The following is a 19,587-nucleotide window of genomic DNA, read 5'->3' as shown; positions in this document are numbered from 1 at the left end:
CCTGTGCCTAATTCATCTTAAACGGCACTATCATTTCAAACACCGGAATATTTACATCGAACGATGTTTTATTAAGCAAATTCTCCATGAGATAGGTGCCATGCATTTTACCCATTTCACTCCGTAAATTGCAACCACTCACGTATTGATACCGCTCACCAGGCTGCAAAGTGGGCTGCACGCCTACCACCCCCTCGCCTTCTACTTCCCGGTTGGTACCATTGCTATCAATAATATGCCAGTGGCGACGATGCAGTTTTACAGGATAGTTATTGTGATTCTCAATGGTGATCCGGTAGGCAAACATATATTCACCCGATACAGGGTTGGAGTAATCGGGCTGGTAGAACGTTTCGACACTTATTTCAATTCCTTCGGAAATCTTTGAGACCATTGCACTAACTAGTTTGGAATTTAAAGATAATCAAAATAAAAGCCTGCCATAGCAATTATTCACGTTTTAATATGAATTGTACCGGGAATAGCTAATTTTGCCCCGGATTTATTCACATCGACCAATTATTAAATTTTATACATGACGCCTTCACGATAACCTATTCATTTTTAGATATATAAAACCATTCAGGTGTCGTGACCGGGTTGCATGTGGCTTTAATTTAAACAAACAAAAACTATACACATGAAAATTGCAGTGGCTAAAGGCGACGGTATTGGACCGGAGATCATGAGTGCCGTTTTAAAAATTTTTGACGCTAATAAAGTTCCCCTGGAATATGAGATGGTTGACATGGGAAAGTGGGTTTTCGACAAGGGTTTTTCAAACGGTATGACACCCGAAGCCCAGCAAACCATCGAGCGCCTGGGCGTATTGTTCAAAGGCCCCATGGAAACCCCCAAGGGCAAAGGCGTTAAAAGTGTGAACGTTACTGCTCGCAAAACCTGGAATACCTACGCTAATAAACGCGTATTTCAAACCCTGCACGGCGTTGATACTGTTTTCTCCAAAGCCGGCATTCCTATTGATATTACAGTAGTTCGCGAAAATATTGAAGATACATATGGTGGTATTGAACACATGCTTACCCAAGACGTAGCATTGAGCCGCCGCTTTATTACCCGCCCCGGTAGCTTACAGGTTATCCGCTATGCTTTTGAAATGGCCCGCCAGAAGAAAGCCCGCCGTATCACTTGTAGCCACAAGGCTAATATCATGAAGATCACCGACGGTTTGTTCCTCGACTGCTTCTATGAAGTAGCCAAAGAATACCCCGAGTTGAAAGCAGATGATGTGATCGTTGATGACCTGTGTATGAAACTGGTTACCCGCCCCGATACCTTTGATGTGGTGGTACTTACCAATCTGCAGGGTGATATCGTATCTGACCTGTGCGCCGGTTTGGTGGGTGGCCTGGGCTTTGCTCCAAGCGCCAACATTGGCGACCACATCTGTATTTTCGAAGCCGTGCATGGTACTGCGCCTGATATTGCAGGTAAGAACATTGCCAACCCCACAGCCTTACTGTTAAGCGGGTTCGCTATGCTTCGTCACCTTGGTCTTACTGAAAATGCAGCTGTTATTGAAAATGCGTTGCTGTATACGCTCGAGCAGGGTGTACACACAGGTGATTTTGGCGATAAAAGCAAACCCAGCCTCAACACTACAGAGTTTGCAGATGCCATTATCAGCAATTTTGGCAAAACACCACAGTTAAATGCCAAACAACTAATCCCCAATAAACCAGGTACTCCCACTCCTTTAAAGCTGGAAAGAAACACCATGCTGGTTACAAAGGAAGTGGAGAATGAAAAGATCATTGGTGTTGATATGTTCATCGAAAGCAATGAACAACCTGACGCAATTGCTAAAAAATGTCAGCGTCATGCCGGGGTTAAATTCAACCTCATTAACATCAGCAACCGTGGTACTCAGGTATGGCCTACCGGCTCAGTTTACACGAACCTGGTGAACCAGTACAACGTTCGTTTCGAAAGCATCGATACCTATCCGCTGAACCAACAGGACGTTATAGGCCTGTATGTAAGTTTAAGTGGTGATTTCAAGATCCCTTCACTGGAGTTATTGAATATGTGGGGTGATAAGAAGTCGTATAGTTCTGCTGCTGGACAATAGACAATTGGTAGTAAACAATTGACAATATGCAAAAGGGCCTTGTTAAGTAACGAGGCCCTTTTTTAATTAGTTTCTTTTCTACATTCTCGCCATTATATATAACCACAAAAATATTATCAATATCATTCCTGTTAATGACACCGCTAAAGCTATTGCCCCATTATTCATTTTAAGTTTGCTTTTTTCCTTTTCTGCAATTATTAATTGCTTTAAGGATAAAAAAGCATAGAGTGCGGCAAAGCCAAACGGCACCAGCATTATCAATGTAATAACAACAGAAAGTATAAGAGAGAAATATCCGAACATGTAAATCAGCTTAAATTCCGCGGTTATACCGGAGCGCTTTTATTTTATAATAGATAATAAAAATTCAGCAAAAGTCTTAATTCTATGGTTCAGGTCTTTTATATAAGGCCAAAGAAGCACACTAAGAAGGGCAACCGCCAAAACAGCAATCAACAAGGCTTTCAACCCCAAATAGATCAGGCTACGGTCCCTGTACACCGAACCCATTACCAGGGATCCTACACCAATCAGTGTGGAACAAAATGTGAGCGCCGTTAAAATTGCAAATAGAAAAACCACAACATTCAGTTTTTGAATATCAACACTGAATCCCACTGAAAATACTATACATAATCACCCACCAGGTTCCCACAAGTCCAATGCCCCACAACATATATCTGACTCCAGAAGCTGTTCTTGTACGATCTTTTTCAAGCATCGCCAAAATAAAAAAACGTAGTGAGGCCAGGATAAAGACGCCACCTACAAGAACCAATGCATGTATAAGGAGAAATAGGATCATTCAATATTGATCTGCTAACACATTTTACCAACTACCAACATTATAACATAAATGGCTAAAAAGCCGACAGCCACAGCACACGCAAGGCATTTAAGTCCAAGCCTTGTCAGTTTACGTTCTTTTAGAATTAAACCCATTGGCACTGCATACACAGCACCTATCGCACTTACAATCGATACCAACCCTAATATGCATGACAAGATAGTTAAAAGAGTATCGCGCATAATTAAAGAGTTGATTTGATCTTCTACCCCGCCTTTTTACTGTGCTTATAACCGTTCTTCAGCAGCCACTGCAATACTTTATCGCGTTGATCGCCCTGGATAAGGATCTCACCATCTTTGGCTGAACCGCCGGTACCACAATAGTTCTTCAGCTTTTTGCCCAGGTCTTCCAGATCTTCTTCCGTACCTACAAAATCAACGATAAGGGTCACGGCTTTACCTGCACGCAGCCTGGTATTTAACCAGATGCGTAATTTCTGTTGTTCGGGTGGCAAAGTTTGCGATCCGCCTTTCTGTTCTTCATCAAACTTAAAGTTTGGATCGGTACTGTATACGAAACCTTTGCTATCGGGTTTATTCTTTTTACTCATGGGATTTTGTTTAAACAATCACGGCTTTTAAACTGAGGTCAAGACTTGCTGCCTGATGAATAAGGGCACCTACACTTACATAATCAACGCCGGTCCGTGCAAAATCAGTGATGTTTTCCAGAGTTATTCCACCGCTGGCTTCCGTTTCGTACTTCCCATTTATTATTTTCAATGCCTGGGAAAGCTGATCGGGTGTAAAGTTATCCAACATAATGCGGTCAATTTTGCCAAAGGCTACAACCCGCTTTACATCATCGAGGCTGCGGGTTTCCACTTCAATCTTTAAACCGGGTTTTACCTGCTGCACATAATGCCAGGCCCTGTCGATGGCCATTTCCAAACCACCGCTATAGTCTATATGGTTATCCTTTAGCATGATCATATCATACAAACCCATGCGGTGATTGTGCCCGCCACCAATACGAACGGCCTCTTTTTCGAGCAGTCGAAAACCAGGCGTGGTTTTGCGGGTATCCAGCAATTTAGTGGCGTATCCTTTTAACCGGTCAGTATATTGTCGGGTGAGAGTGGCAATACCGCTCATGCGCTGCATGCAGTTCAGTACCAATCGCTCGCATTGTAGAATGGTATGTACGTTGGCAATTACTTCAAAAGCATTTTCGCCTGCCGTCATGGCATCGCCGTCTTTTTTAAAGGCAATAAACCGGGCGGAAGGTTCTTTATACCTGAAAATAGCTTCTGCCACTTGCATACCGGCAATGGTACCGGCCTGTTTTATCTTTAACACCGCTTTGCCTTTTGCATCGGCAGGTATAGCCGATAAGGTGGAGTGATCTCCATCGCCGATATCTTCGTTCAGGGCCGCTTCAATTAATTGATGAAGCTGTTCATTGAATGTGAGCATAGACCAAAGATAATCAATAAGCAACAAGCAATGGGCAGGGGATCGGGAAGGGCGGAATGTCCGATTGCTAATAGGCTGTTAACACGGAACTAATTTGACAATTGTCCCCGTCCGAACGCCAGCCCGACAGCATTCATTCTGACGGGGTTCATCCGGGCGATCATTGCCTATAGGCCTGAGCGAACCCGCCCTGAGCGCTTCGCTCACCGAAGCCTTGCCTTGCCCTCCGAAGCTTTAGCGAAGGAGGGGCTTAAGTGAGCAGTTGAGGGGTTGATTATTCCGTTACTTCAAACCCAAGCTCCTGAACAACTTGCTGGTCGCCCTTTTGCTTCATAAAGAATTTCGTGCGAAAGTTACCGTTTTTGGTTTGCAGTAATCCGATGCAGAACTGGGAGCCATTTTGCTCTCCTTTATGTTTTACTACGAAGTTTTTTACAGTATTGTTGGCAAAAAAGTCTTTTAAGATCATTTCAGCCTGGCTTTTGCTGTAATTGTCGCTTTTGCCTGGTAAGGATAGGTCAATCCGGGTATCAAAATACTTCGATAGCTGATTGGCATTACCAGTTTTCATGGCAGCTACTACGTCGTCAATAGAATAAAGGGGGGTAAATGACACCAGGACCAGCGAGATGGCTACGATCGCAAATCCCAGATACTTTTTCATAAATGAACAAATTTTACTTTTCACCGCTAAATTCGCTAAAAATATGCCAAAGTAAGAATGCCGCCAAAAATTACTACTACCGTCGCATTGCCTTACCTTTGCATTTCTCAATAACAAGCCAAACATAATCACCTAGTTATATGCAAAATAATAAAGCTATATTAGTCATAATGGACGGTTGGGGCCTCGGAAAGGTTAAATCTTCAGATGCCATTCAAAATGCTAAAACTCCCTTTGTAAGCTCGTTGTATTCAAAATATCCTAATACCACTTTAACAACCTGTGGCGAATTAGTTGGGTTACCCGATGGACAAATGGGGAACAGTGAGGTAGGGCACCTGAACCTGGGCGCCGGCCGGATTGTGTATCAGGAATTACAACGCATCAACGTGGCGGTTCGTGATGGTTCCTTCTTTAAAAATGAACATTTGTTAAAAGCTATCCGCTATAGCAAAGAAAATAAAAAACCTTTACACCTCATAGGTTTGGTGAGCGATGGCGGGGTGCATTCGCATACCAACCACTTAAAAGCCATCATTACTTTATGTAAACAGGAAGGTGTAAGTGATGTATTTGTACATGCGTTCACTGATGGCCGCGATACTGACCCTAAAAGCGGATTGGGTTTTGTTACTGACCTACAGCACCATATGAACGAAACAACCGGTAAAATAGCTTCTGTAAGCGGCCGGTATTATGCTATGGACCGCGACAAACGCTGGGAACGGGTAAAATTGGCTTACGACGCCCTGGTAAATGGTATTGGCGAAAAAGCAACCGATCCCCTCGTTGCTATAGAACAATCCTATGCAGCCAATGTAACCGATGAATTTATTAAGCCAACTGTTATTCTTGGTGCCGACCAAAAACCTTTGGCAACTATTCAGGATGGTGATGCAGTTATCTGTTTTAATTTCCGCACCGACCGTTGCCGTGAGATCACCGAAGTGCTTTCACAAACCGACATGCCTGATTTTGGCATGAAGAAACTGTCGCTGAATTATACCACCATGACGGAATATGATAAAACTTTCAAAAACGTGAACGTGGTATTTGAGAACGATAACCTCAATAATACCCTGGGCGAAATACTGGCCAACAATGGCAAGAAACAGATCCGTATAGCCGAAACAGAAAAATACCCGCACGTATCTTTCTTTTTCAGCGGTGGTCGTGAACAACCTTTTGAAGGGGAACGCCGTATCATGATCCCTTCACCAAAAGTAGCTACCTACGATCTGAAACCCGAAATGAGCGCTAATGAATTAACAGACGCTATAGTTCCGGAAATTGAAAAAGAATCGGCTGATTTTATCTGTCTGAACTTTGCCAATGCCGACATGGTGGGCCATACGGGTGTTTTCTCTGCGGCAATTAAAGCCGTAGAAACCGTTGATCATTGTGTTGAACGTGTGGTGACCGCCGCGCTGGAACATGGCTACACCGTGTTTTTAACTGCCGATCATGGTAATGCCGATTACCTGATCAATCAGGATGGTACTCCCAATACAGCCCATACAATGAACCTGGTGCCCTTATTCATTATTGACAAGAACTTTAAAGGCACTATTAAACCAGGCAAACTGGGTGATATCGCCCCTACTATTCTTACTATGATGCACTTGCCGGTTCCACAGGAAATGACTGGTGATGTGCTGGTGTAATAGTTGACAAGTTGATAAAGGCAATGCCTACGAAATAAAAAAACAGGGTTGGTGGTGTTAAACCGTCAACCCTGTAACTTTTTAGGTTTCCCTTATCAACATGCCAACCTATTAACTTTTCAACTCACCTTCTTCCCCCTACCTCAAATCTCTCTCCTTCAACAAACTGCCGCTCCCCTGCCCTAACTGGTTCTGTTTGTGAAATAAACGGTCTGTCATCCTTATCATAATCATACGCCCAGCGATGCACTTCTGGTATTTCGCCGTCCCAATTGCCATGTGGCGCATGTATTGGTGTGGTCCACTCAAGGGTAGTAGCCTGCCAGGGGTTCATCGTAGTAACCGTTCTTCCCTTGAAAATGGAATAAAAGAAGTTGAATACAAACAACAGCTGCACCGCAAAAACAATGATGGTGGCTACCGAAATAAACCTGTTCAGATCTTCAAACTGATTGAACGATGACCAGCCGGAATAATCCAGATAACGACGCGGCATACCCGCCAATCCTTCGTAGTGCATGGGCCAGAAGATGCAATAAGCCCCTGCCATAGTTACCCAAAAATGAATATATGCCATAGAGGAGTTCATGTACCGGCCATACATTTTTGGGAACCAGTGATAAATGCCGGCAAACATGCCAAACATAGCTGCCACGCCCATTACCAGGTGAAAATGCGCGATGATAAAATAGGTATCGTGCACGTGCATATCGATGGTTGAATTACCCAGCCAGATGCCGGTAAGCCCTCCTGAAATAAACACGCTTACAAACCCTATCGCGAATAACATACCCGGGGTAAAACGAATATTACCCCGCCACAAGGTGGTTAGCCAGTTAAATACTTTGATGGCTGAGGGTATGGCTATCAGCAATGTCAATAGTACGAACACTGAACCCAAAAAAGGATTCATGCCCGTAACAAACATATGGTGCGCCCATACCAGGAACGATAAAATGGCAATAGCAAACAATGACCCTACCATGGCCGTATATCCAAAAATGGGTTTGCGGGAATTGATGCTGATCACTTCTGAGGCAATTCCCATAGCAGGTAATATCACGATATATACTTCCGGGTGTCCGAGAAACCAGAACAAGTGTTGATACAGAATGGCGCTTCCACCTTCATTCGGCAGGGCTTTGCCAATGCTGCTCATATAAATATCAGTGAGGTAAAAGCTGGTACCTGCGTGGCGGTCGAACAATAACAGAATAAAACCTGACAGCAATACCGGAAATGATAATAATCCCAAACAGGCAGTAAAGAACAGCGCCCATATGGTTAAAGGCAACCTGGTCATGGTCATGCCTTTGGTACGCAGGTTTAAGATGGTAGAAATGTAATTAATGCCCCCCAGCAAAGTGCTTACCACAAACAAGGCCAATGAAATTAGCCAGTAATCAACGCCCGCTCGTGAACCTGGCATGGCATCACCCAGTGCGCTTAGTGGTGGATAGGCCGTCCATCCCCCGCTGGCCGGACCGCTTTCCAAAAACAGGGAAGAGAACATGACAATGCTGGCTGCTAAAAAGAACCAGTAGGAAAGCATGTTCAGCATGGGCGAGGCCATATCACGGGCGCCACATTGCAGGGGGATCAGAAAATTAGCAAAGGTGCCGCTTAACCCGGCAGTTAGCACAAAAAAGATCATGATGGTCCCATGCATGGTAACCAGGGAATAATAAAACTCATGGCTTATTTGTCCACCTTGTCCCCAACGGCCCAGCAGGTCTTCCAGGATGGGAAACTTTTCGCCCGGATATCCCAATTGGATCCTGAACAGCACAGAAAAGCCAGCTCCAATAATAGCCCAGATCATACCCGTGATCAGGAACTGACGGGCAATCATTTTGTGGTCCTGGCTAAAAACATAATGGCTCCAGAAGTTTTGATGCGCATGTTCTCCATGCCCCTCATCGTGTATTGTAATTGATGGGGCGCCGGACGGAGTTACTTCCTCTAAATTGGCCATAGCATGTGTTTTAAGAATGTCTTGTAGAATTTATTGCTCGATTGGCAGGTTCGGTTTCTTGGCGTTGGGGTAAACAACAGGCAGGGTTAAACAGATATTCTAAAATGCAGCAAAACTTACGCCCGCCTTCGCCGCTCCTTCGCTAAAGCTTCGGCGTCGGCGGACAAGCCTTCATCCTACAACTTTCTACTTTCAATCTTATGCTATATGTATAATCAGATGAATTTCATATCAAACACTTGATTAAGTGTCATCGATGGCTTCAAAAGGGAAGGTTTTGCCACATTAAAATTGGCGCCCGGCCGGTCTAATATTTTATGAATAGCGCAGCTATTACATCAAAAAATTGTCTAAATTACAGGGCAACCAAACGGTTCATATGACCGACGACGCCATTTTACAAGGCTGTTTACGTAACGACACTACTGCCCAGCGGGAGTTGTACAATAGGTATAGTCCCAAAATGCTGTCAGTGTGTTACAGGTTCGCCCACCACCGGGAAGATGCTGAAGACATGTTACAGGAAGGATTTATCAAAGTGTTTTCACAGATACACACCTTTCAGAACAAAGGAGCATTTGAGGGTTGGATACGGCGAATCATAGTTCATACCTGTATCAACCATCTCAAAAAAAACAAGAAGTTCAACGAAAGCGTCGACATTATTCATGCTACCAGCATTCAGGTGCGCGAAGAATCAGTGCCTTCAATAGTTCAGGCTAAACAGGTAGTAGAATGCATCCGTTTATTACCCATAGGTTACCGTACGGTTCTTAACCTATATGCCATTGAAGGTTACTCGCACAAAGAAATTGCTGACATGCTGGATATCGAGGAAAGTACCAGCCGTTCGCAATATACCAGGGCCAAACAAATGCTTGAGGACATTCTCGTAAAAAAGAAGATCATCATGCGGCCCAAAGAAAAAAGCAATTGGTTAGGAGTAGCAGCAGGAAGATAACGTTGTGATTTACTTTCAAATTACTACCGATATACGCTTGACCCTATGAAAAACATACCGTACAAACACTAATTGATATGGAGCGAGGTTTTTATAAAGAGGATATTGAAGAACTGCTGAAAGAAAAGGCTGACCAATATAAGATGTATCCTTCTGATAAGGTGTGGAAAGGCATTCACCGTTCATTACACCCAAACAGAAAGTGGTATTGGTTTAGTTTGATTCTCTTTCTGGGTGCTGTTGGTTATTACACATTCATTGAATTCATCACTCCATCAACCAGCAGTAAAGCTATCAGTGAAAACAACCCTGCCAACATTTCCAAATCAACCGAAGCAACTACTGAATCAAACAATAACGAACCTGCAGTAATAGTTCCCTTTGGTAATCCAAAACAAACCACCAACAGGGCGAGCAGCACTACCACCCGCGGCACATTTATACTCAATCCTGATAACAACGAAGGCAATTCCGGTATAGTGATCAATATGAACGAACCAACACTGGAACCGGCCGTTACCAATAATGTAAATATTCCAGGAAATACTTTGCAGGCATTTAACCATGAAACCCCTGTTTATGACCTGGATTCCAGACCAGTTAAAAAGTTCTGGCAATCTGAACATATAGAAAGCGGTGCCCCAATAACGGATGCTAACAATCAAACGTATCAGGTGCCCGCCGCGGTTTCTTTGATCAATCCAACAGCCATCGACGGATCAAAACTGGGTGAAAACACCCAGAATGCCGAAGAAGACAGCAAGCGCCTGGGCTGGCTTGCCGGTAACGCAGTTTATGAATTACCGGTACCAAAACAAAAAAGGATGGGCTGGCAGTTAACGTTTGCGCCTACCATGAACTATCGCACCTGGAGAGGAAGTAACTACCCATCAGATGTTAAGACCCTGCCACTGGCACCCATCATAGAAGGTGATCCTGAAAAGCTGGTGAACCATAAACCAGCCCTGGGCTTTGAAGTAGGGTCAAACATCCTGTACACATTCAACAAGACCTTTACACTGAAAACAGGTTTACTGTTCAACTATACCCGATACGATATACAGGCATATAGTTCATCCAATTCAGAACCGGCCACTATTGCCCTCAATTCAAACGTTGGTATAGCAACCGGTGAATTGACCACCTATACCCGTTACCGCAACTTTGGCGGCGATGCTGCTGAAAACTTACACAACCAGTATTTTCAGTTGTCTGTACCGGTAGGTTTGGAAATAAATCTGCTGGGTAATGACAAGATCCATGTGGGCATTGGTGGAAGCATTCAACCTACCTATTTACTGAACCGGAACAGCTACCTGCTTACCGCCGATTACAAATACGCGACCGAACCATCGCTGGTTAGAAAGTGGAATGTGAATACAAGTACCGAGGCATTCCTTTCTTATAAAACCGGCGATTTGAAATGGCAGGTGGGCCCGCAATTACGGTATCAGCTATTCTCCAGTTATATCAAAAAATACCCTATCCGCGAGAATCTGTTTAATTATGGAATCAAGATTGGGGTAACCAAAACATTTCACTAAGAGAGTGAGTGGCGAGTGATGAATCGGCAATCGTCGGCAATCCTGAATCGGCAATCCTGAATCGGCAATCCTGAATCGGCAATCCTGAATCGGCAATCCTGAATCGGCAATTTTTGCCTCGCGAAATCATGAAACGTGAAAGGTGTAAGGTGAAATGATACCAGAGCATCTCACTGCGTTCGATGCAATCCCCCTTCGCTGCGCTCAGGAATACGTTCCGACTGTCGAGATTAATAATTTTCTTGCGGCGCCCAAATTGTCTTCCTACTTCCTACTGAACGCGACACGCGCAGCGTGGAGCATCCTATTGTATTCCATTGCCGACTGCCGACTGCCGTCTGCCGTCTGCCGTCTGCCGTTTGCCGTCTGCCGTTTGCCGTTTGCCGTTTGCCGTCTGCCGTTTGCCGTTTGCCGACTTGTATTTCCCTACTGCCCACTGCCTCCCCTTATCACCCCCGCAAGGCGGGGCAGGCTCTGTCACCCCTATCAACCCGGTCAACTTACTCCTCGTCAACTGATCAACTGGTCAACAGACCAACCTCCCCCTCAGATCAACCAACCTTTTCAAAAGACCCTTCGGCAGCATAAGCGGAATTCAATAATTTTACCCGATGAAGCGGATAAACTTATTAATTCCGGCCCTGATATTACTGGCCGTGGCCTGTAAACACAAACCCCAACAACCTGCAGGTGATGCGCAATCGACCCAGGACTCACTGAATGCCAGCACCTATTTACCTATAGCAGATTTTATTAAAGGTGATATTAACAGGGTAGATTCCTTTGCCGGCGGCATTTTAAAAAAAGGGAATATAAATGGTAAAAAAGATTCCGCCTACATACAGCCTGCGGAGTTTCATAAACTGGCCAGCCAGTTCCTGATGCCCGAACTGGATTCCACCAGCTTCCATGAGCATTTTAAAGAACATTCGCTGATGGATGAAACCACTCAAATGCTGAATTTCATTTATACGGCAAAAGAACCCGCTGGCTCATTGTACAGTGTAATGGTATACCTGCAGCCAAGCCTGCAAACCGACCAGGTGAACCGTATTTACATGGAACGGTCCTTCAAGAGTGGTGATACTACTATTGAACAAAAACTCACCTGGAAGCTGCAGGAGTATTTTTATGTGGTTACCGTTCGTCAACCAAAGAACGGGCCGGCTGTTACTTCTATGGAAAAGGTGATCTGGGACCCCCAGCTTTTTGCCGATTAAGGAACCAAACAATCATGACAGCACCCGAATTTCAACAAATAGCCCCTACTTTACCGGTTGACCCCGGTATTTACAAATATTACGATTCCGCAGATACTTTGCTTTATGTGGGTAAGGCAAAGAACCTTCGTAAGCGGGTGAGCTCTTATTTTACCAAGACGTTCACCTCTTACAAAACGCATGAGCTGGTTCAGCGTATAAGGCGTATAGAGTTCACCATTGTGCCCAGTGAGCAAGATGCCTTCCTGCTGGAGAATTCGCTGATAAAACAGTTTCAGCCGCGTTTTAACATCAACCTGAAAGATGACAAGACCTATCCCTACATTGTTATTAAAAAAGAGAATTTCCCACGCGTTTTTCTTACCCGTCGTAAAATAAATGATGGCTCAGAATATCTGGGTCCCTTTACCTCGGTTGCCAAAGTGCGTGAGCTACTCGATTTTGTAAAGACCAACATCCAGTTACGAACCTGTAAATTAAACCTCACCCCCGCTAACATTAAAAAGGGAAAGTTCAAGGTTTGCCTGGAGTACCACCTGGGCAATTGTAAAGGCCCCTGCGAAAGCCTGCAAACCGAGGAAGATTATGGGGAAGGACTTCAGCAGTTACGAAATATCCTTAAGGGTAACCTTGGACCTGTGATCAATCATTTCAAAAAAGAAATGCGGGAAGCCGCCGAGAATCTGGCCTTTGAAAAAGCCCAGGTCCTGCATAAAAAGATTGAACACCTGGAAGAGTATGATGCCCGTTCGGTGATCGTGAGCAGGCATTTGGGCAATGCAGATGTATTTTCCATTTTACGCGATGGGGATATTGCCTATGTTACCTACCTGATGATGCAGAACGGCACCATTGTGCAAACCCATACCTCCCAATGGGAAACCCACCTCGATGAACCTATAGAAGAAATATTATCGTTTGCCATTGCACAGTTGCGTTCAACGTTCAACAGCCAGAGCCCCGAGATCATTGTGCCATTTGAGATTGAATATGATGAACCGGAAATAGTACTTACGGTGCCCAAAGCCGGTGATAAAAAGAAGCTGCTCGATATGGCCGCTCTGAATGTGAACTATTTCAAGGAAGAGATCAGGCAACGGAAAATGCTGAAACTCGATGGCCAGGATGCCAGCACCAAACACCGCGTGCTGGAGCAAATACAACACGATCTGCAATTACCGGCCATTCCCCTGCATATTGAGTGTTTCGATAACTCCAACTTCCAGGGCAGCTATCCCGTATCGGCCATGGTTTGTTTTAAAGATGGGGTGCCCAGTAAATCAGATTACCGGCACTTCAATGTAAAAACGGTGCAGGGTATCAACGACTTTGCCACTATGAAGGAAGCTGTTACCCGCCGGTATAAACGATTACAGCTGGAAGAGCAGCCTTTTCCGCAACTGGTGATCATTGATGGCGGTAAGGGACAATTAGGTGCCGCGCTGGAAGGGATTAACGAATTAGGCCTGCAAGGTAAAATGACCGTGGTGGGACTGGCAAAGAATGAAGAAGAGATCTTTTTCCCGGGCGATAAGGAATCGGTTAAACTGCCTTACAACAGCGATAGTTTAAAACTGATCCGCTCCATACGCGATGAGGTGCACCGGTTCGGCATTACTTTTCACCGTAAGAAACGTAGCCAGGGCACATTTAAGAACGAACTGGAGCAAATAAAGGGCATTGGGAAGAACACGGCCGAGCAATTACTGAAAGAGTTCAAATCGGTTAAACGGGTGAAGGAATTAAGCCTGGAGGAATTAAGTGGTGCGGTTGGTACCGCTAAGGCTACTTTGATAAAGAACTATTTTGATAAACCTCAGAGAGACGAAGTATGAAGTATGAAGTATGAAATAGGAAGTAGGAAGTAGGAAATACGAAGCTCGCGAAAAAGTCTTACCTCTTACCTCCTATTTCGCGATCTTATTATATGCAGGGTCCCAATCTATCGGGATCCTTCTTTTTTATATCCAGAACCTCTTAAAAAGAAAAAGGGGCCCGGATAGACATCCAGCCCCGTTTTTAAAATCCAATATCCTATGAAAAACCATTGTAAAAATAGTGAATAGGCGGCACAAAACAATACCTAAAAGTGGGTATTTTTAAAAAAAATCTTGATATAATGTTTATACAGCGACCATATTTTCCGCGTGTCTTACAATGGCTTAATGTAATAAACTAAAAAGGGTATCGTAATTATACGATACCCTTTTTAGTTATAGTGATGTTCAACTTTCTAGTATGACCAGAGGTCCTGCTCGTAGTTAAATATCCGCTCCTTCATGTCGTCACCTTCTAACAGCGCGAGGATGGGATCTTTAATATACGATTTGATGAACTCATCATTGGGGTTGTTAACAGTTGATTTGATGATGCGGCTTGCGAACATGCGGCTCTCAAACAACTCTTCCCAACTCATACGGGCGCCAAAGTTTTTACCATTGTACACCTCGTGTTTAGCAAAGGTAGGTCTCAGATCGGGGTAGTAAACCCAGAAGATGGGGGTTACATCGCGGAAAGAGCCATCGTCGTTGGTAATGGTCTTCAGCGGGGCGATCCCGAGGATACGCACCTGCATACGCGAAGATTCTTTATCGAATACCCAGTCTTCCTTGATCCAGAATCTTTCTACCTTATCAGGATTGAATTCATTTACGATAGTAGTATCACGCATCAGACCTTTAGAACCATCAGGATCTTTTGCCAGATCAGGAACCTGTATAGTAATTGGCTTTCCAACCAATCCATTTACGATTTCACTGAAAGGTAAAGGAGTAGTAAACCGATCGTCCATTGGGGAGAACGCTGTAATGCTATCGTTTTTAATAGCGTTTAACAGGATGTAGATGAACCGCTCATTACCCTGGTCGCCTTCTGCTTTGTATACGAAAGGCAGGTTCATTTTCTCGTGCACGTCAATCTCACGCCATACCCGTTGCATATACACGGCATCGTCTTCCCGGATGTGTTCGTAAGCTAAGGGAATCCGGTCTTTTACCAGGTTACGCTCGATGGCATTGTCATTACGCAGCGATTTTTTGATCGGCGGAATATCCAATTTAGCTTCAACCGGTGCTGGTTTTACAGTATCAACCGGAGGAGGAGCAATCGCTGGTGTAGGCTTGTTCTTGCTTTTGGCAACATTTTTACCACTGCGAACAGCCTTTTTCCGGACAGGTTTTTTGGCCTGAGCTTCCACTGTAGTGGCAGTAAAAGCCATCACAGTCAGCAACAAACACAATTTTATAATACGGTTCTTCATTTGTTCCCTGTTTTTAAAAAATTTATTACTTAAGGGTAAAGTTCATACCCGGAATCTCGCGTTTACGACCATCAGGTCCAACAACCTGAATTTGATCGAAGAACACTCTTGTACCAGGACCGCAACGAGAAATAAGGGCAGCAGCCTGACCGCTCCAACGGTTATTATCGTTAGGGAATTCCTGATACAACTGGATAGGACCGCCTACTGCACCTACTTTGTAGCTTAATACTTTGTAAGGAGCTTCGAAGTCGCTTTCTTCCAGTTTAGCAATAACAGCGCCAATTGCTTTTAATTCTGCAGATGCAATAGAACCACCTTTTTTACCACCAATGAAGGCAGCTGGCGGAGGCAGGTATTTCAAACGCATAGGGAATTTAAAGGTCTTGCCATCTGCGTTTACTACTATTTCAGACATACCAGGTTTGCTGGGTTTTGCCGTATAATGGCCGCCAGCACCTTTTGTGATTGAACCATCAGCAAAAGTTACTCTTGTCTTTTCAGCACCTACACTACCACCAGAAACGGTAAGTGGGTTGTCAACACCGATGTACAGTACGTTCATTTTCTCAAGGAAAACAGAAGCACCTGAAGGTACACCTACAGTATACTTGATGGTTTTGTTAACACGCTCAGTAGTACCATCGGGCTTTTGGAACTCGATCACAACATTAACAGGGTGATCGCCGGTTCCGCTGGCAGTGGTTTTGAAAAGTGCAGTACCTTCTGCAGTGATAGGCATTGATTGACCATTGATAGTGATCTTTGGTTTTGCCGCATCGCTGAAGGCACCTACACCAGCAGTGATCTCAACTGGATCGCCAGGCATGGCATAATTTGTATTTGCTGTTGCAATAACCTGGAATTTGTTATAAATCAGCTTTACAGTACCAATTTTTGAGTGTAAATAATCCACTACCTGTGCTTCTGAGTTCTTAACATCGTTCTGGAACTTGCTCAATATGGTTAAAGCCGCAATAGCAGGGGTCATGTGGTAATAGCTTTGGATCCAGCCATTTATATCATTACCGTACTTGTTACCAGATTTAGAAGCAGGTACTGTCAGATCAATAGGCAGTGCATTTTCAAAATGCGCCTTTTCAGAAGGATCTACCAGGGCTAACATCTGTGTTTTGTATGCACCCAGTTTTTTATACAATTCCGCACCTTTTCCTTCCTTATCCATTATACGGATTGCTGCGTCGAGGTTATCGGCATTGATCTCTTGTTTGCCGGTTTGGTGATTCTCGTGCGTACCAGCTGCCTTTTCCAGATCTGCTTTCAATGCTTCAATATAAGCAAACAGGTCTGCAGACAATTTTTTAGCTTCTTCAGCTTTGGGCGCCCACGCCTCTGCCTGAGCATGCGTAGTGGGGTCTTTTAATTTTTCGGCAAACGACTCGTAGGTCAGTTTGTTTTTATCAGTGATCAAGTCATTTGACTTGGTGATACTGCCATTTACAGTTACGAAGGCATTGAGGATTTCAGATGATACGTTGAGTGCCAGCAGGGCTGTAAGCACCAAGTACATCATGTTGATCATCTTCTGCCTCGGCTCTTTAGGTAAAGCCATGGTTTAGGTTTTTCTAGTTTAAACAATTTTGTTACACTAATCTGATTGCATTTACATGGGTAACAGGATATGGACTGTGCCCTGATTAACGACCTTGCATAGCAGTGAGCATGTTACCATAAATGGTATTCAGGTGGCTCAGGTTACCTGCCAGTTTAGAGATCTGTTCGTGAGCTTTTTTAGCATCATCTACGCTACCTTGCATAGTTTGTGAAGCTTGCACCAGGTTACCGTAGAAGCTGTTCATAGCTTTCAGGTGGTTGTTAGTATCCTGTAATTCCAGTTCGTAAATAGCATTCAGAGAACCTAAGTTTTTGGTCAGAACCTGAACTTGCTCGTGGAACTGTTTAGTGCCATCAGCAGCACTGTTGAAACTAGAAACTGAAGCAGCAGCGCCTGTATAAACATCTTTCATTTTATCCAGCGCGATAGTTACTTCTTTAGTTTTTGCTGTATAGTCACTGGTAGTTTTAACTACATCAGAAACATCAGCTATGTTAGTAACAGTTGAACCTAATTTTTTGAAACCTTCGCTCAAACGGGCCAGGTTAGCAGGAGTAATGTCAGCTTCCTGGAACATTTCGTCCATTTTAGCAATTGCAGGGTTACCTGAAGAAGCAGCGCCACCGGCTAATTTTGGTAATGCTTCAACGATAGCATGCATTTCTGATCCGGGAGGCGGTAAAATTGCATATACTACGAAGATCACAGCTTCAGTAATAAGACCTGCAGTTAAGAAAAAGTCAGCGAGGGCCTGGTGGGTAATTTTTTGCCAGGCACCGAAGATAACGACAGCAGCACCCATACATACGATTACGTTTACCAGTCTTTCAGTAGATTTAGAAACTCCAGCCATAACTTTAAATTTTAATTTTTAGAAAACGGGTTTTCAAAGGGTTGAGAGAATAAAATACCAGTTTGATTTGTTTAAATCAATCTCTAATTAAACGGATTAGCCGTTAAAAAATTTTACTCCTAAATAGATTTTAACGTTTCTTCTGCATAGCAGGTAAATCGATCACACAGCGGAAGCCAATGTACGACTTAGCTGTATCCATATATTCATAACTACGGGTGCTCGTTTGAAGGAAGAAGCCTACGTCTTTCCAGCTACCACCGCGAATTACCTTACGTTTCATACGTGGAGGTGCATCGTCATTGGCATCAAAACGAATGTCAGGATTCATATCATGTTGGAAATTGTAAGCGCCTTCGTAGAACAGAGAAGAGGTCCACTCTGACACGTTTCCGGCCATGCAATACAAACCAAAATCGTTCGGCCAGTAAGCATCTGCACGGGCAGTGTAGAAAGCTCCATCTTCTGGATAGTTACCACGGCCGGGTTTGAAATTGGCCAGTAAGCAACCTTTCTTATTTCTCAGATAATAGTTACCCCAGGGGAACATTGATTGAGAACGACCGCCACGGGCAGCATATTCCCACTCTGCTTCTGTTGGTAAACGGAAATCTGATTCGGTAGGTCTTTTCTTAGACTCAAGGAAAGAATTCAGGTAGTGAGTTCTCCATTCGCAGAATGCACTTGCCTGTTTCCAGTTCACACCTACTACAGGGTAGTTGCCGAAGGCCGGGTGAACGAAATACCTTTTGGTCATGGGCTCGTTGTACGAGTAAGAGAAGTCACGGATCCAAACCAGGGTATCTGGATAAATAGGCACATTCTTCTTAATAATGAACTTAGAGCGGGCAACACCTGCGTTTTCACGCTGAGCGGCTTCTTTCAGCTCAAATATTTCTGAATGGTATATTAATTTAGATGGGTCGAGCTCTTTTTTACCAAAAAGACGATTTTCCGGAGTCAGGATCAACTGATCGATCTTTTCGATAGTAGCTTTATCATCCCATTTAATGGTTTTGGCTTTTTTCCAGTCAACCTGGAAAGTGCCATCCACTTCTTTACCATACTGAAGCAGTGTGGCACCGATAGAATCGCGCACCCATTGCACAAACTGACGATACTCGTTGTTTGTGATCTCGGTGGCATCCATCCAGAAACCATTAATAGAAATTTGCTTGTTACGGGCAGTGTAAGCGTAGTTAACGTCCTCATCACTAGGTCCCATGTGGAAGGTACCTGGTGGGATGTAAACCATACCAGGAGGCCTGGTCATAGTGTACTTGGATGCCGCCGATACGCCATGTAACTGACCGTCATTGGGCAGACCTTTTGAGGATTTTCCTACTTTGCCACATCCGGTAGCTATCAGGGCCACCAAAGCTGTTAAGGCGGATAGGTTCTTCATTTTCATAATATTAAAGGGTATTGGGCAAAAATAATGTTTTACCGACTTCATCACAAGAATAGAATTTATTTTTTAAAACTGCAATTACGTGATATAAGCTTACATG

The 19,587-nt window shown here is 44.0% G+C and carries 16 protein-coding genes; 6 read left to right on the top strand and 10 right to left on the bottom strand.

Translation table 11 applies throughout. The annotated features are described in order from the left end of the window. Nucleotides 1-7: 7 nt before the first annotated feature. On the bottom strand, nt 8-394 hold the full coding sequence (gene apaG, locus J7I42_RS08400) for a Co2+/Mg2+ efflux protein ApaG (RefSeq protein WP_209138327.1): 387 nt from the start codon (nt 392-394) through the stop codon (nt 8-10). 246 nt (nt 395-640) lie between these two features. Here apaG and J7I42_RS08395 point away from each other — a divergent pair, with 246 nt between their 5' ends. Then, nucleotides 641-2,092: an NADP-dependent isocitrate dehydrogenase gene (locus J7I42_RS08395; RefSeq protein WP_209138326.1), complete on the top strand. Its 1,452-nt coding sequence runs from the start codon at nt 641-643 to the stop codon at nt 2,090-2,092. Nucleotides 2,093-2,170: 78 nt separating this feature from the next. Here the strand turns inward: J7I42_RS08395 and J7I42_RS08390 are convergent, their stop codons facing one another. The 4 genes from J7I42_RS08390 to J7I42_RS08375 all read right to left on the bottom strand — a co-directional run bounded on the left by J7I42_RS08390 (nt 2,171) and on the right by J7I42_RS08375 (nt 5,024). Continuing rightward, complete coding sequence (locus J7I42_RS08390) at nt 2,171-2,398, bottom strand: hypothetical protein (RefSeq protein ID WP_209138325.1); 228 nt, start codon at nt 2,396-2,398, stop codon at nt 2,171-2,173. Between the two features lie 749 nt (nt 2,399-3,147). Further along, nucleotides 3,148-3,495, bottom strand: coding sequence for a translation initiation factor (locus J7I42_RS08385; RefSeq protein WP_209138324.1), 348 nt, complete (start codon nt 3,493-3,495; stop codon nt 3,148-3,150). 10 nt (nt 3,496-3,505) lie between these two features. After that, nucleotides 3,506-4,360 (bottom strand): carboxylating nicotinate-nucleotide diphosphorylase, encoded by an 855-nt coding sequence (gene nadC, locus J7I42_RS08380; protein ID WP_209138323.1) that lies wholly within the window; start codon nt 4,358-4,360, stop codon nt 3,506-3,508. Nucleotides 4,361-4,634: 274 nt separating this feature from the next. Then, nucleotides 4,635-5,024, bottom strand: a complete 390-nt coding sequence (locus J7I42_RS08375; protein WP_209138322.1) for a DUF4783 domain-containing protein — start codon at nt 5,022-5,024, stop codon at nt 4,635-4,637. Nucleotides 5,025-5,164: 140 nt separating this feature from the next. On the opposite strand from J7I42_RS08375, the gene gpmI reads away from it, so the two are divergent. Next, complete coding sequence (gpmI, locus tag J7I42_RS08370) at nt 5,165-6,688, top strand: 2,3-bisphosphoglycerate-independent phosphoglycerate mutase (RefSeq protein ID WP_209138321.1); 1,524 nt, start codon at nt 5,165-5,167, stop codon at nt 6,686-6,688. A gap of 124 nt (nt 6,689-6,812) precedes the next feature. Here gpmI and J7I42_RS08365 read toward each other — a convergent pair whose 3' ends face one another. After that, complete coding sequence (locus J7I42_RS08365) at nt 6,813-8,663, bottom strand: cytochrome c oxidase subunit I (RefSeq protein WP_209138320.1); 1,851 nt, start codon at nt 8,661-8,663, stop codon at nt 6,813-6,815. Between the two features lie 346 nt (nt 8,664-9,009). On the opposite strand from J7I42_RS08365, the gene J7I42_RS08360 reads away from it, so the two are divergent. The 4 genes from J7I42_RS08360 to uvrC all read left to right on the top strand — a co-directional run bounded on the left by J7I42_RS08360 (nt 9,010) and on the right by uvrC (nt 14,223). Further along, complete coding sequence (locus tag J7I42_RS08360) at nt 9,010-9,624, top strand: RNA polymerase sigma factor (protein WP_209138319.1); 615 nt, start codon at nt 9,010-9,012, stop codon at nt 9,622-9,624. Nucleotides 9,625-9,701: 77 nt separating this feature from the next. Next, nucleotides 9,702-11,168: an outer membrane beta-barrel protein gene (locus J7I42_RS08355; RefSeq protein ID WP_209138318.1), complete on the top strand. Its 1,467-nt coding sequence runs from the start codon at nt 9,702-9,704 to the stop codon at nt 11,166-11,168. A gap of 611 nt (nt 11,169-11,779) precedes the next feature. Next, nucleotides 11,780-12,388, top strand: a complete 609-nt coding sequence (locus J7I42_RS08350; protein ID WP_209138317.1) for a hypothetical protein — start codon at nt 11,780-11,782, stop codon at nt 12,386-12,388. A 14-nt stretch (nt 12,389-12,402) separates the two neighbouring features. Further along, on the top strand, nt 12,403-14,223 hold the full coding sequence (gene uvrC, locus J7I42_RS08345; RefSeq protein WP_209138316.1) for an excinuclease ABC subunit UvrC: 1,821 nt from the start codon (nt 12,403-12,405) through the stop codon (nt 14,221-14,223). A 398-nt stretch (nt 14,224-14,621) separates the two neighbouring features. Here uvrC and porN read toward each other — a convergent pair whose 3' ends face one another. The 4 genes from porN to porK form a co-directional block, all read right to left on the bottom strand. Then, nucleotides 14,622-15,647, bottom strand: a complete 1,026-nt coding sequence (porN, locus tag J7I42_RS08340) for a type IX secretion system ring subunit PorN/GldN (RefSeq protein WP_209138315.1) — start codon at nt 15,645-15,647, stop codon at nt 14,622-14,624. A gap of 25 nt (nt 15,648-15,672) precedes the next feature. Beyond that, nucleotides 15,673-17,220, bottom strand: coding sequence for a type IX secretion system motor protein PorM/GldM (gene porM, locus J7I42_RS08335; RefSeq protein ID WP_209138314.1), 1,548 nt, complete (start codon nt 17,218-17,220; stop codon nt 15,673-15,675). Nucleotides 17,221-17,305: 85 nt separating this feature from the next. Continuing rightward, nucleotides 17,306-18,076, bottom strand: a complete 771-nt coding sequence (gene porL / locus J7I42_RS08330) for a type IX secretion system motor protein PorL/GldL (protein WP_209138313.1) — start codon at nt 18,074-18,076, stop codon at nt 17,306-17,308. Between the two features lie 130 nt (nt 18,077-18,206). Continuing rightward, nucleotides 18,207-19,481 (bottom strand): T9SS ring complex lipoprotein PorK/GldK, encoded by a 1,275-nt coding sequence (gene porK, locus J7I42_RS08325; protein ID WP_209138312.1) that lies wholly within the window; start codon nt 19,479-19,481, stop codon nt 18,207-18,209. Between the last annotated feature and the right edge of the window lie 106 nt (nt 19,482-19,587).

The organism is Niastella soli (assembly GCF_017742245.1).
Taxonomy (GTDB): domain Bacteria; phylum Bacteroidota; class Bacteroidia; order Chitinophagales; family Chitinophagaceae; genus Niastella; species Niastella soli.
This window is presented reverse-complemented; position numbering and strand designations above follow the sequence as displayed.